Origin of the sequence: Oceanobacillus sp. M65, from assembly GCF_052246275.1 — a bacterium.
Classification (GTDB): domain Bacteria; phylum Bacillota; class Bacilli; order Bacillales; family Amphibacillaceae; genus Oceanobacillus_B; species Oceanobacillus_B jordanicus.
The window spans coordinates 420,791-436,142 of record NZ_JBQQCJ010000001.1 but is presented as its reverse complement, the minus strand read 5'-3'; the positions used below and the strand labels follow the sequence as shown (position 1 = coordinate 436,142).

The 15,352-nt window shown below is 40.9% G+C and carries 8 protein-coding genes; 3 read left to right on the top strand and 5 right to left on the bottom strand.

The window, feature by feature from the left end:
* Positions 1–276 precede the first annotated feature (276 nt).
* Positions 277–1,671, top strand: coding sequence for an alanine/glycine:cation symporter family protein (locus tag ACTWPF_RS02105; protein WP_443148156.1), 1,395 nt, complete (start codon positions 277–279; stop codon positions 1,669–1,671).
* 126 nt (positions 1,672–1,797) lie between these two features.
* On the opposite strand, the gene ACTWPF_RS02100 is transcribed toward ACTWPF_RS02105, so the two are convergent.
* Complete coding sequence (locus ACTWPF_RS02100; RefSeq protein WP_443148155.1) at positions 1,798–3,849, bottom strand: catalase; 2,052 nt, start codon at positions 3,847–3,849, stop codon at positions 1,798–1,800.
* A gap of 206 nt (positions 3,850–4,055) precedes the next feature.
* Here ACTWPF_RS02100 and ACTWPF_RS02095 point away from each other — a divergent pair, with 206 nt between their 5' ends.
* Positions 4,056–5,309, top strand: coding sequence for a GGDEF domain-containing protein (locus ACTWPF_RS02095; RefSeq protein ID WP_443148154.1), 1,254 nt, complete (start codon positions 4,056–4,058; stop codon positions 5,307–5,309).
* A 75-nt stretch (positions 5,310–5,384) separates the two neighbouring features.
* Here ACTWPF_RS02095 and rlmN read toward each other — a convergent pair whose 3' ends face one another.
* The 3 genes from rlmN to gltB all read right to left on the bottom strand — a co-directional run bounded on the left by rlmN (position 5,385) and on the right by gltB (position 12,792).
* Positions 5,385–6,452, bottom strand: a complete 1,068-nt coding sequence (rlmN, locus tag ACTWPF_RS02090) for a 23S rRNA (adenine(2503)-C(2))-methyltransferase RlmN (protein ID WP_106898587.1) — start codon at positions 6,450–6,452, stop codon at positions 5,385–5,387.
* 204 nt (positions 6,453–6,656) lie between these two features.
* Positions 6,657–8,144 carry a glutamate synthase subunit beta gene (locus ACTWPF_RS02085; RefSeq protein ID WP_443148153.1) on the bottom strand — a complete coding sequence of 496 codons (1,488 nt, stop codon included), beginning with the start codon at positions 8,142–8,144 and terminating at the stop codon, positions 6,657–6,659.
* A gap of 34 nt (positions 8,145–8,178) precedes the next feature.
* Entirely contained in the window at positions 8,179–12,792 is a 4,614-nt protein-coding gene (gene gltB, locus ACTWPF_RS02080) for a glutamate synthase large subunit (RefSeq protein ID WP_443148152.1), read from the bottom strand.
* Between the two features lie 561 nt (positions 12,793–13,353).
* On the opposite strand from gltB, the gene ACTWPF_RS02075 reads away from it, so the two are divergent.
* Positions 13,354–14,373 carry an LLM class flavin-dependent oxidoreductase gene (locus ACTWPF_RS02075; RefSeq protein WP_161464391.1) on the top strand — a complete coding sequence of 340 codons (1,020 nt, stop codon included), beginning with the start codon at positions 13,354–13,356 and terminating at the stop codon, positions 14,371–14,373.
* A gap of 85 nt (positions 14,374–14,458) precedes the next feature.
* Here the strand turns inward: ACTWPF_RS02075 and ACTWPF_RS02070 are convergent, their stop codons facing one another.
* Positions 14,459–15,241, bottom strand: a complete 783-nt coding sequence (locus ACTWPF_RS02070) for an ion transporter (protein WP_443148151.1) — start codon at positions 15,239–15,241, stop codon at positions 14,459–14,461.
* Positions 15,242–15,352 lie beyond the last annotated feature (111 nt).

The following is a 15,352-nucleotide window of genomic DNA, read 5'->3' as shown; positions in this document are numbered from 1 at the left end:
TTAACCGTACTTACTAGGTTAATAGTTTTTTTGGAAAATAGCAATCCTACTATTTTCGCATTCTTTTATGTATACATGTGTGCATTTTTGCATTCGTTGTTATATCAGTTTGTAAACAGATTTGTATACATGTTTTCATTATTGTTTACTTTTGTATACAATATTGTTTACATGTTTGCGGATAGTGCAAACATGAATTTCTTAATAAATCAATGACTAACTTTTATCATGAGCGGGTATCGGAGAAAAACAAATTTATAAATTGGAGATGACAACATGACAGGATTTGAAGATTTAATCGCAACCATATCCGATTTCTTTTGGACTTATGTATTATCCATTCTATTAATAGTTACAGGGTTATTGTACACCTTCCGTTTGAAGTTCTTTCAATTTCGTATGTTTGGACATATCATTAGCAAGACGATTGGACAAGTATTTAAAAAGAACAAACAAAAAGGAACCATTACTCCCTTTCAAGCATTCACTTCTGCTCTCGCTTCAACAGCCGGTGCTACAAACATCGTTGGTGTTCCAGTAGCCATTTCACTCGGGGGGCCGGGTGCCCTCTTTTGGATGTGGATGGTAGCCTTAATAGGAATGGCTACGAGGTATAGTGAGATTGTACTTGGTATGAAATACAGAGAGAAAAATGAAGAAGGTGAGTGGGTAGGTGGCCCGCAGTACTATATACGCAAGGCATTGGGCTGGAAGACAATAGCCGTCTTGTTCGCCATCTTTCTAATGCTGGAAGCTATCCCCAGCGTTATGGTGCAGTCAAATTCAATCGCTACACAGCTTCAGGGAGCATTTAATTGGCCTGTACAGGCCACGGGAATAGGCGTTCTTATTGTAATTGGAGTTATTATTATTGGTGGGATAAAAAGAATTGCCAATGTTACCGATAAACTTGTACCTTTTATGGTTTTAACCTATCTAGCATTAGCTTTGATCGTGATCATAGCAAATGTAGATCAGTTAGGAACTGTGTTTAGCTTAATTTTCACCCATGCGTTCACCCCACTCTCTGCGACAGGAGGTTTTGCAGGGGCCGCAATCGCACAGGCCATCCGTTGGGGGATCGCTCGCGGGCTATATTCCAATGAAGCTGGTTTAGGTACTGGGCCTATCGCTCACGCCCCCGCACAGACAGACCACCCTTCAAAACAAGCTTTCTGGGGAGTCTTTAGTGTCTTTATTGATACTATCGTCATATGTACGGTTTCTGGTATCCTTGTCCTCATCACAGGTGCATGGACAAAAGTAGAGTCAGCAAATGCCTCTAGCATGATTACCGTTGCTTTTTCTGATTTCTACGGATCAACGTTTGGCGGCATATTTGTTGCTATATTCCTATTGTTCTTTGTTATTACAACGATTGGGATTCTCATATTCTTTGGAGAAAAACAAGCCGAATTCCTATCAGGTTTAACCGCAGCGAAATCAATGCGTATCGTATACCTCGTGGCAATATATATCGGAGCAATTGGTGGCTTACAATTTGTTTGGCAGTTTCTTGATCTGATGCTTGCCTTTGTGGTCATCTTCAATGTGATACCTATGCTTTTCCTTAGCAAAGAAGTTAAAGCTATTACCGACGACTATGTTTATCGCTTCTATAAGAAGAATGGCGGTGAACCTAGCATAACGCTCTTTACAGACAAAGAATAAGTCCAGGGTATATTAAAATCCGCATTTACAACGAGTTTTATTAATGCTATAACACAAAAGATTCCAGTTATCACATTTGATAACTGGAATCTTTTTTTCTTACCAACGCACTAGTTTATTTTGTTTTTATCCTACATCTCTTTCCCAGAAACGGTGTTGTTTTACAGCCTCTGTAAATTGGGAAACGAAGCTCTCTGTAGAATCTTCTGTTATTACACCAGCAGCTATGGAGGAGATATCGAGATGTTTTAACAGTTCCTCTCCCTCATGTGTAGCACCAATTGGCTTGAAATGTGAAAAGGCCTCTTTCATGAAGTAACCAGCCTTGTCCCGGAAGGTTTTGTCTTGCCCGGCACCACCTGCTACATAAACGGCGTCATATAGTACAGAATCTACTGTCAGGAAGGTATTATCTACTTCAAGTTGAGGACCTTTATCTGTTTTCAACTTCCCTAATTTCGAAGCAATGATTTCTGGTTCCATCCCCTGCTTCTTCAATTGCTGCATGATATTGTTCACCACCTCACCGTTATACCCTTCATCAAGTAACACAGCGATTTTACGTGTTGCCACGGATTTTGTGCTGTTTTCCTGACTTAAGGCCGGAGAAACCTTTGTTACTTCTGATCCGCCCTCTTTGGGTTCCTGTACTCCAATGTTTTCCGCTATTTCTCTAGCCATATCTAGATTAACATTTGCAAACATATCTACTACTTGCTGCTGAACATCTTTGCTTTGCACCTTCCCAAGCTCAAAGCAAAAAGCCTCTATAATGTGTTCTTTTTCAGGTTTACTCATGCTATTCCAGAATAATGTAGCCTGTGAGAAATGATCCTTAAAACTATTGCTCCTTGCCTTCACCTTTCTCCCTTCCATCTTCTCTTGGTAATGTTCATAGCCACCGTCTTTTGGAGCTACGGTCTCAGGAGTATTATCAGCTAGGCTGTTTTTATGATAACTTACTTGGCCTTTATTAATTGTGTGTCTGCCGTACCCATCCCGCTGATTATTATGAAAAGGACACACCGGTCGATTAATAGGCAGTTCATGGAAGTTAGGTCCTCCAAGACGTATTAACTGTGTATCTGTATAGGAGAATAACCTCCCCTGTAGTAACGGATCGTTGGTAAAATCAATCCCTGGAACAACATGCCCCGGATGGAAGGCAACCTGTTCTGTCTCGGCAAATACATTGTCGACATTCCGATTTAAAGTCATCTTACCAATGATTTTTACAGGAACATCTTCTTCTGGCCAAATCTTTGTTGGGTCAAGAATATCAAAATCAAACGAAAACTCTTCTTCTTCAGGAATAACTTGGACGCCAAATTCAAACTCTGGGTAATTGCCACTTTCAATTGCATCATATAAATCAGCACGATGGAAGTCAGGGTTCTTCCCATTAATCTTTTGTGCTTCGTCCCACACGGTTGAGTGGATTCCCAGTTTTGGCTTCCAATGAAACTTTACAAAATGTGCTTTTCCTTCCTCATTCACAAAACGGAAAGTATGTACTCCGAACCCTTCCATCATGCGAAAGCTTCTTGGGATTGCCCGATCTGACAAATGCCACATAATCATGTGTGCTGTTTCCTGATTGTTTGCTACGAAGTCCCAAAATGTATCGTGTGCAGATGCCGCCTGCGGTATCCCGTTATGCGGCTCTGGTTTCACAGCATGAATTAAGTCCGGAAACTTCACTGCATCCTGTATAAAAAATACAGGAATGTTATTGCCAACAAGGTCATAATTTCCTTCTTCTGTGTAAAATTTGGTTGCAAATCCACGTACATCCCTTGCCAGTTCACCAGAACCTTTCGATCCGGCTACAGTCGAATATCTAACAAAGACCGGCGTCTTAGAACCCGGTTCCTGCAAGAACTTAGCTTTTGTATAAGGTTTCATTGATTCGTATAATTCAAATTCCCCGTGTGCTGCATAGCCTCGTGCATGCACAATTCGCTCCGGAATACGCTCATGGTCAAAATGTGTCATCTTCTCACGGAAATGAAAATCTTCCATTAACGTGGGACCTCTTTCACCTGCTTTAAGAGAGAACTCATCTTCAGCTACTTTCAATCCTTGATTTGTAGTTAGCTCTTTTCCTTTGTCGTCTACTCGATATTCTTCTAGTTGCTCATTTTTACTGTTGCCATCTACTTTACGCTTATCACTCATGCGCCTTAGCCTCCTCAAATGATAGTTAAATGGTATTGTAACTAGACTCTCCCCTAAACTCTACCCGGAGGATAATTGTGATAAACAACAAGGCTGTCCTATTAATAAATAATTATGATAATATTTCGAACATATTGGAAAAAAATGTGCTAAAATTAAAGTGAAAGTAGGATTTTATGCCTACGTTCTAGAAAGGAAGATTATGTATGCGACTGAAACTATTTATAATAAGTATTTTCATTGTTTCGCTGATTGTCGCACTATTTTATGGTGGGATTATAATAAGTAAACCATTGTTTTTTAAAGCAATTCTATTATATTGGCTTTTTTCTACCCTTTACTCCAACCTAACTATTGTTGTTAAAAAGGGAAAAGTAAACATGGACTACGGTATCTCTTACGGTCTTTCCTTTGGATTGTTGGCAGGTCCGCTTGGTCTGTTCATTTTTGAATTTGTTCAACGCTTTATTGTCTACCTTAATCGTAAATACTCCAACACCGCTGATCCGGATGAATTTCTACATACTTTTTACAATATTGGAGCATTTACTTTAAATAACTCTATTGCGTTTTTCCTATTTCAATCCTTGTATCCTTCGTTTCAGGCTATTCCTTTTGGATTTTGGTTATTAGTTATTTTACTTGTAATCGTCGTCTCTTTACTATCTGATCTATATTTAATTACTATATTTTCCTTCACTGGGGATATTAACTCAAAAAAAGAAGCATGGGACTTTTTAAGAAGCCGTAGCATGCTTGACATGGGAAAAACAGCATTTTCGAATGGGTTGCTCGTCCTACTTCTCATGGAACAGCAATGGGAAATGGTAATTGCCCTATTTATTTTGAACTATCTTGTCAGTCGCTCTTTCATGGTGAAATCTCAAACGATCCAGCATAAATTGGAGCGAGATCAATTTGAACAAATGGCGTATACTGATTTCTTAACAGGAGTGTATAATCGCACCTATATGGATAAAATCATGCAGGAATTGAATAAAAGCGGTGAATGTATCGGGGTACTTGTTTCCGATATCGATACGTTTAAACGAATTAATGATACGTATAATCATGCGGTAGGAGACCACGTGATTCAGCATTATGCTACTACATTGCAGAACAATCTCCAGGGAAATGACTGTTTAATCCGAAGTGGTGGCGAAGAGTTCACCATCTTCCTTAGGCACCGTTCATTCCAACAATGTGTGGAGCTTTTGGAAAAAATACGACTGGATGTCGAGAGCAGTCCAGTCCACACAGAATACAAGTCAGAACAGCTAGACATCAACTATACTGCCTCGTTTGGGTTATATTATTATAAAACAGGGGCTGAAACGGAGATAAAACGGGCCTACGTCTACGCAGATGATCTACTGTTACAGTCAAAAGAAACGGGGAAAAATCGGGTCACAGCAAAAAATGGTACATCGACCCTCCCATTATCCGCTAGGTTTAAATAAGTCGTGAATCGCTTTATGCTCAATCATACGAAAAAACCTGAACAGGTACTAAATAGGCCCGGTTCAGGTTTTTTCTTATACTGCATTGGTTTTCTTTATTTGCTTACTTCGAAGCTGACCGCAGGCTGCATCGATATCTGCGCCATTTTCCCAACGAACGCCACAGTTGATCCCCTTTTCTTTCAAGGTCTCAAAGAATGCTTGAATGGTAGCAGATTCACTTCGCTGATATTGGTTATGCTCATCAACAGAGTTGTACGGAATCAAGTTAACATAGGCTAAATGGCGATGGTTGTACAGTAATTTTGCTAACTGCTCCGCCTCTTCTTTATGGTCATTAACATCACGTAGCATGATGTATTCGTAGGTTATACGGCGATTTGTTTTTTCCAGGTAATAATCTACAGATTTCATCAGCTTTTCAATTGGAAATGCTTTGTTTATCTTCATAATTCTCGTTCTTAGCTCATTATTTGGAGCGTGGATCGAGATAGCAAGATTTACTTGAATACCTGTGTCGGCAAATTCATAAATTTTATGCGCAAGTCCACTAGTCGATACAGTGATATGGCGTGCACCAATATTTAATCCTCTATCATCATTTACGACATATAGGAAGTCCATTAGATTTGTGAAGTTATCAAAAGGCTCGCCGATTCCCATTACGACGATATGACTAACTCTGTCCCCGTCTCCACGTTCATCCAAATGCTTCTGTACGTTCATGATTTGCTCAACAATTTCTCCGCTTGTTAAGTCTCTGTTTTTTCTTAGCAATCCGCTTGCACAAAAGGTGCAACCGATATTACAGCCGACCTGTGTCGTAACACAAACAGACAAGCCATAATTGAAGCGCATTAACACGGTTTCGATTAAATTGCCGTCCGCAAGTTTAAATAGAAATTTAATTGTTCCATCCTGCGATTCTTGCTTAATTTCCTCATCCAAAGTGTGAAGCACAAAATTTTCTTCTAAAAGCTCAATCGTCTGTTTATTGACGTTTTTCATTTCAGAAAACTGGCCAACACGCTTTTTATAAAGCCAGTTCCAAACCTGGTCAATTCGGAACCGTTGTTGGCCCCGTTCCATTAACCAATCAGATAATTGATCATATGTCAGTCCATAAATGGATTGTTTACTCATTTTTATATTTACCCTCATTTCCAGTAACTCCTCTTCCAGAGAAGAGAATTCACTTAAAAAGCATTGCAAATTACTTACCATACTATATTACTTCATGTCGCTTTCTCTTGCAAACCCAATTGAAGGAATGTTACTCCTTATGTCACAAGTTGTCAAGCTAGAACCAAAAACCACAGCCTTATATGGCTGTGGTTTTGTGTATATTTATGGTAAAACTGTTTCTCCCATTAGGTAACGATCACATTCTCTTGCCACTTCTCTGCCTTCGTTTATTGCCCAAACAATGAGGCTTTGTCCACGGCGCATGTCACCTGCAGCAAAAACGCCTTCTACGTTCGTAGTGTATTCCCCATACGTTGCTTTCACTGTAGATCTAGATGTAGTTTCAACTTCCATTTTGCTAATAAGGTCTTGCTCAGGTCCCTTAAAGCCGATGGCAATTAATACGAGGTCCGCCGGCCAGACTTTTTCTGTCCCTGGGATTTCTTCTCGTACCTTATTGCCATTTTCGTCAAACCGAAGCTTTACATTGATCGTATGGACTTCTTTAATATGGCCTGTTTCATCACCAACAAATTTCTTGGTCATGACAGCATAGGCACGAGGGTCCTCACCAAGTACACTGGAGGCTTCCTTATGTCCATATTCTACACGATGTATTGTCGGGTACTGAGGCCATGGATTCGTTTCGATATCCCTAACCAGCCCTTTTTTATCGTAAATATCAAATTGTGTGAGACTCTTGCAATTATGTCTTACAGAAGTTGCCAGGCAATCTGTTCCTGTATCCCCACCGCCAATCACAATCACATTTTTATCTTCAGCTGAAATATAGTTTTCATTCTCCAAATTAGAATCAAGGAGGCTTTTTGTGTTAGCATGCAGGAAATCCATTGCAGGATGTACGCCCTTTAACGAGCTTCCTTCTACCTGGATATCACGGTGCACGGTGGCTCCTCCGCAAAGGATGGTAGCATCAAAAGATTCCTTAAGTTCTTGTACCGAGATATCTTTCCCAACCTCCGTATTCGTAATAAACGTGATCCCTTCTTCTTCTAAAATAGAGACACGGCGTTTTACGACATCATAGGAGAGCTTCATTTCCGGAATACCATAAGTTAATAACCCGCCGACACGGTCGTTTCTTTCAAATACTGTTACCGTGTGTCCAGCTTTATTAAGTTGCGCTGCAGCAGCCAGACCAGCTGGTCCTGAACCGATTACAGCCACCTTTTTACCGGTACGTTTTTCTGGAGGCGTAGCTACAACCCAGCCTTCTTCAAAGCCTTTCTCAATAATGGACCGTTCAATCGTCCTTATTGCAACGGGTGGCTCATTTATCCCTAGAACACATGCCCCTTCACACGGAGCAGGGCAAGCCATTCCTGTGAATTCCGGGAAATTATTCATTTCATGCTCTCTTTCCAGTGCTTCCTTCCATTTGCCTTCATAGACTAGATTATTCCATTCAGGGATAAGGTGGTAGACTGGACAGCCTGAAGTGACACCATTTAGCTCTAATCCCACATGGCAGGTAGGGACGCCGCAATCCATGCAACGTGCCCCTTGTACTTGTACTTCCTTTTCTGTCATCGGAATTGTGTAATCGTTCCAATCCTTAATTCGGACCTCAGGATCCCTCTCGTCCCTGACCTTTCTTTCATATTCCATAAAAGCCGTTTGTTTCCCCATCGATAGGTCCTCCTTTACTTATACTTGGAACACGTTATTGCAGAGCGCCTACTGCTGTTACGGTTTTCGTTTTTTCTACTGGCTGCTTACTTTCTTCAAAAGCTGTCATTTCAGCCTCAAACTTGGTTAATCCACTTTCTCTCAATACTTTAATTCGATCTTGGACTTTCACATAAGCTTTTGGAATCACCCGAACAAATTGTGGTATATATTTATCCCAATAGGTTAAAATTCGTTCAGCATGTGAGCTTTTCGTGTATAGGACATGTTGTTGAATGTGCTGGTACAATGCATCCAGTTCTTCTTTATCATTGACTTGCTCTACATGTACGAGCTCTGCATTGACTTTGGTGTGGAAGCTTTCGTCCTCATCGAGAATATAAGCAACACCACCTGACATCCCTGCGGCAAAGTTTCTGCCTGCAGTCCCCAGCACAACAACCTTCCCACCTGTCATATACTCACAGCCATGATCCCCAACACCTTCTACAACGATGGTCGCACCACTGTTTCTTACAGCAAAACGTTCACCTGCTATTCCACGAATGTATGCTTCCCCACGAGATGCACCATAAAATGCCACATTTCCAATAATGGTATTTTTCTCAGGCGGGAATGTCACGATTGGGTCTGGATGGACGATAATTTTACCACCAGATAGGCCTTTTCCGACAAAATCATTGGCATCCCCTATTAAACGTAACGTCATTCCAGGCGGGATAAAGGCACCAAAGCTTTGTCCGGCAGATCCATTAAAATTCAGCTTGACTGTATCTTCTGGTAATCCTTCTTCACCGTATAATTTGGTTATTTCGCTACCAAGTAACGTACCGGTAACCCGGTTAATGTTTCGGATTGCGGTAGTAAACTCCACAGGTCTCTTTTCTTCAATAGCTTTTCTGCAATTAGGAAGTAACTCTTGGTAGTCCAATGTTCTCTCAATTCCATGGTCCTGCTTTATAGTCGCATATCTACCTACTTTAGCAGGAAGATCTGGTTGATAGAGTAATGGGCTAAGGTCGATTCCTTTCGCTTTCCAGTGATCAACCGCATCATTCACTTCAAGTACATCTGTACGGCCAATCATTTCATTTATCGTTCTGAAACCAAGCTCTGCCATTAATTCACGTGCCTCTTTAGCAATAAATCGCATGAAATTCGCGACATGCTCAGGGTCTCCCATAAATTTCTTGCGGAGTTCTGGATTTTGTGTGGCAATCCCAACAGGACATGTATCCATATGACAAACACGCATCATGACACAACCAAGCACTACAAGTGGAGCTGTTGAAAAACCATACTCCTCTGCTCCAAGCAAAGTGGCAAGCACGACATCACGGCCTGTCATCATCTTTCCGTCTGTCTCTACCACAATGCGATCACGTAATCCGTTCAGCATTAAGGTTTGGTGGGTTTCAGCAAGGCCAATTTCCCAAGGAAGACCTGTATGCTTCAAACTTGTACGCGGGGCTGCGCCAGTTCCACCGTCATAACCGCTAATTAGAACTAAATCTGCTCTCCCTTTTGCAACACCTGCAGCTATCGTTCCTACACCGACAGCAGATACAAGCTTCACGCTTATTCTGGCATTTGGATTCGTATTTTTTAAATTATGGATCAGCTCTGCCAAGTCCTCGATAGAGTATATATCGTGATGTGGTGGCGGAGAAATCAACTCAACTCCAGGTGTAGAACCGCGGACTTCAGCAACCCATGGATATACCTTTTTACCAGGTAAGTGACCACCTTCTCCTGGTTTCGCCCCTTGCGCTATCTTTATTTGAATCTCGTCAGCATTCACAAGATAATGACTATTTACGCCAAAACGACCCGAAGCAACCTGTTTAATCGAACTTCTTCTGGAATCTCCGTTTTCATCAGGTGTAAAACGATCAGCAGACTCTCCGCCTTCCCCTGTATTACTTCGTCCACCAATTCGATTCATCGCAATGGCCAGTGCTTCATGCGCTTCCTGACTAATCGAGCCGTAGGACATGGCACCTGTTTTAAATCGTGCACAAATCTCTTCAACTGACTCAACCTCTTCAATTGGGACAGGAGTACGTTTTTTAAATGCTAGTAACCCTCGTAGTGACTGAAGATTGTTTGTTTCATCAGTCAAAAGGCTCGTATATTCCTTAAACACATCATAGTTATTGGTACGACAAGCATGCTGTAGTGTATGAATCGTTTTAGGGTTGTATTGGTGATCTTCACCATTTCCTCTATATTGAAATTCGTCTCCAGCTTCTAAGGCATAATTGGAACCACGTGCTTCTTGGAAGGCTTTCTCATGGCGCATGATGGTTTCTTTTTCAATCATGTCCATTCCAATTCCACCTAAACGAGAGGCAGTGCCGGTGAAATACCTATCAATTACGTCTGTATGGATACCAACTGCTTCAAAGATCTGCGCTCCACGGTAACTTTGGATAGTGGAAATCCCCATTTTCGAAAGGATCTTGATAATACCATCCGTCACAGAGTGAACATACTGTTCCACAGCTTGATTAGGTGTAATAGCCTCTAACTCTTGCTTATCTACTAACTCATGAATAGTATCAAAGGCCAAATATGGATTAATTCCTTCCGCACCATAACCAATTAGTGTCGCAAAGTGATGCACTTCTCTAGGCTCCCCAGATTCTACAAGTAAACTGACTTTTGTACGTATCCCTCTGCGGATCAAATGGTGATGCAACCCAGATACGGCCAGCAATGCTGGGATAGCAACTTTTCCTTCACTTACTCCTCTGTCGGAAAGAATTAACAGGGTAGTCCCTTCCGCTATCGCTTCATCTGCTTTAATAAATAGCTTTTCCATTGCTTGCACAAGGTTTCCCTCTGCTTTACTACGTTTAAATAAAGTGGAAATGGTTGCGGTCTGGAACCCATCAATTTGACGAACTCTTAATTTCTCCAACTGACCATTTGTCATGATTGGTGTTTCAAGGCGAATATGCTTACAGCTGTCAGCTTGAGGCGCAACCAGATTTCCTTCAGCACCAATTGTTGTTTCGACCATTGTAATGATTTTCTCACGAATAGCATCAATAGGAGGGTTCGTAACCTGGGCAAACAATTGCTTAAAGTAGTTATATAAAAGCTGTGGCTTTTTCGATAGAACAGCAAGCGGTGAATCGTAGCCCATCGAACCAATTGGATCTTTCCCATCTTCAACTAGCGGCTTAATAATTTTATTCAATTCTTCTCTTGTATAACCAAAGGCGAACTGCTGCTCAAGTAACTGCTTCCCCTTATACGATGGTTGGTTATTCGTGACTTCAGGAATGTCTTTAAGATCAATTTTATTTTTCAACCATTCCTTGTAAGGTTCTTCTGAGGCAACCTGCATTTTGATACCTTCATCAGGGACTATAATCCCCTTTTCCAAATCAACAAGAAGCATCTTCCCAGGCTGTAGTCTGTCTTTATACAGAATATCATCAGCGAAAATATCAAGTGCTCCAACCTCAGAGCCTAGCACAATCATCCCGCTTTTCGTTACATAATAACGTGCCGGCCGCAAACCATTACGATCAAGACAGGCACCTATCTGGTTACCATCAGTAAACACTAGTGCTGCCGGGCCGTCCCACGGTTCCATTAAGGTACTATGATATTCATAAAAATCACGCTTTTCTTCCTTAATGGACGCATCATTCGCCCATGGCTCAGGCACCATCATCATGGCTGTATGCGCAAGGGAACGACCTGATAAGTGAAGAAACTCAAATGTATTGTCAAAGATAGAGGAATCACTGCCATCTGCATCAATTACAGGGAGGATTTTTCCCATATCTTCTTCTGAAAAGTGCTCTGATGCACATAGCTGCTCACGAGCGCGCATCCAATTTACATTCCCGCGCAATGTATTAAATTCTCCATTGTGGATGGTGTATCTATTTGGATGTGATCGTTTCCAGCTTGGAAATGTGTTCGTACTAAAACGTGAGTGAACTAGAGCCAATGCTGATTTAAAATCTGGATGATTTAAATCAATATAAAACGCATCCAACTGTTCTGGTATTAGCATTCCTTTATAAACAATGGTGCGAGAAGATAAGCTACTTATATAAATGTCATCATACTCAGGAATCTTTGCCACTTCCTGTTCAATTCGCTTCCGGATCACATACATTTTTCTTTCAAACGCCATCTGATCCTTAATATCTTCTGACTTCTCAATGAAAATCTGCCGTATAGTTGGTTTGCTTTTCGAAGCTACTTTCCCGATGAACGATTCGTTTGTCGGTACCGGCCTCCAACCAAGAAATGTTTGCCCTTCTTGCTCAATAATATCTTCAAACAATTCTTTGCTCCTCATCCTTACCTCATGATCCTGCGGAAGGAAAACCATGCCTACTCCATAGTCACCCTTGTTAGGTAACGTAATATTTTCCTTGGCACATTGCTTTTGAAAAAAACGATCTGGGATTTGTGTCAGGATCCCTGCTCCGTCCCCTGTGCTCGTGTCAGCCGACTGCCCACCCCGATGCTCCAAATTACAAAGAATATTTATCGCATTTTGAACAATATTATGTGTTGGTTTACCATTTATATTTGCAATCATCCCAATACCGCATGCCTCATGCTCAAAATCCGGATGATAAAGTCCCTGCCTTTGCGGGAAGCCATTCCTTGTCATCACAACATCTCCCTTCTATCTTTAAGCGTACATTTTGGTCCTTGAAAAAGTTTATACGGGGGGATCAAACCAGGGTGGTTAGAACATCCGCATTCGCTCATCTTTTAGCGAATATGGAAGTTAAAAATGTTAACTATGCTGACTGTTCTTATATAGCTAAGATTTTTAACTATTCTAACGTGTAAAAAAGGATAGTAGAAATATCATACCATAAATCACTTTTTAACTCAAAATTCTGATAAGTTATGTTCATGCATTTTTATAAAAATTCAGTTAATGTAAACGCTATCAAATCAACATTTACTCTTTTTATATACGCTTACAATGCATAAAAGACAAGGGTTTTACATTTCTGCAGGAAAATTCACAAAAACTTTAAATTTATGACATTTTTCTTTCGTTTCTTTGTTTTAAATTTAAACCTTGAAACAAACTAAGTTTACCAACTTCTTTTGAATTATTTCAGTCTGTTATTACCAGAAAATTGGTAGGCTGATTAGTGGACGTTTGGCGATTTTAGACGTAATATTTCTTAATAAGAAATCGTGAGGAGTGAATACGATGACAACAAAATCAAAAACATTTCAAAATATACCGCTCTCTGTCCTTGATCTTGCAGCAGTAAAAGAAGGAAGTAATCCACGAGAGTCGTTTCAAAATAGCGTACAGTTGGCACAGCATGTGGAAAAGCTAGGCTTTAACCGATATTGGCTTGCAGAGCATCATAACATGCCTGGTATTGCCAGTTCTGCAACTTCTGTCATTATGGGGCATATAGCTGAAAAGACAGAAAGAATCCGAGTGGGTGCCGGTGGTATTATGCTGCCAAACCACGCAACAATCGTTATTGCCGAACAATTTGGCACATTGGAGTCTCTATTTCCTGGTCGAATTGATCTGGGATTAGGACGTGCACCTGGAAGTGACCAGGCTACTGCCTATGCACTCAGAAGAACACTCGGAATGAGTGTAGAGGACTTTCCTATGCAAGTAAATGAATTGCAGGACTATTTCTCAGACGAACCTGTATCACGAGTAAAAGCTGTCCCAGGTCAAGGATTAGATATTCCAATCTGGCTGCTAGGATCCAGCGACTTTAGCGCAAGGCTTGCTGCACAAAAAGGGCTCGCGTTTTCTTTTGCAAGCCATTTTGCACCAGCATACACCATACCTGCATTACGTCTTTACCGGGAGAATTTCCAGCCAACGGAGAAAATGGAGAAACCATATGCAATGGTAGGGGTTAATGTTATTGCAGCCGACACGGATGAAAAGGCTCAATATATCGCCACATCCCAACAACAGCAATTCCTAAGTATCCGCAAAGGGAATCCGACAAAACTTCAACCACCAGTAGAAAACATGGATGAAGTTTGGACGCCTATGGAGAAGGCTGCAGTGGAACAATCGCTCGATCCTCGAACTACCATTATTGGTAGCAAAGAGACGGTGAGAAAAGGGCTCGAAGCATTTCTTAACGAGACACAAGCAGATGAAATGATTATTAGTGGCCAAATCTACCATATGGAAGATCGTTTACGTTCTTATGAAATTGTAGCAGAACTAATGGATGAAGCTTAGTCCTAGCTAATCATTAATCATCAAAAAAGCCGAGCAAGCATGCGCAAACTAACGCGAACTTGTTCGGCTTTTTCCATAGAAAATATTATTCGTCCCTTTTTTTTAGCAACGTTTTAATCTCAGCCAATTCTTTTTGTACCTCTGCCAATTTAACGTCTGTTGGTGAAGGTGTTTCCTCTCGGTTAGCCTCTTCTACATTATTTACTATGACACCAACAAAAAGATTCACGATGACAAAGGCACCGAATAAAATAAAGGTGACAAAATACCACCATGAGGATGGGTCCTCTGCCAAAATCGGCCGCATAACGCCACTAGCCCATGACTCAAGTGTGATAACTTGGAATAACGTTAGCAACGAATCATGCAATGTCCCAAAATATTCAGGGGCAATGGAGTGAAACAGCGTTGTACCAATCACACCATATACATAGAAGAACAAACCAAGTAGCAGCATAATTGTCCCCATGGATGGGATTGTAAGAAGCAACGCATTTACTATTTTTCGCAATGATGGAATGATAGAGATTGCTCTCAACACCCGCAAGACACGTACAATTCGTAGAACGGTTATATAATGAGAGCCTACCAATACGAGGCTAAGCAAAACGATAATAAAATCAAATACATTCCAGAAGTCTTTAAAAAAGGCTCCAAAGGATTTTGCCCCAAGCAATCGAATAACTATTTCTATTGAAAAGATACAGATCAAGATTAGATCTGCTATGTATATCCACTCTGCATTAGCAAAGATGCTATATGTCGCTAATCCAGCAAGCAGTGCGTTAAAAACGATTAATGTAATAATCACCCTTGTAAATAAAGGGTGTTCCGCAATCTGCCCACAAAATTGTTTTATCTGTTTCATGTGTGCTATCTCCTCTCTTCATCCATTTTACTTAGTACTGCCTCATTTGTCACTTTTAGTTTTAAATGTGCCCAAACGGGAATCGAGAAGAAAAAGAGATGGAAAGGAAAG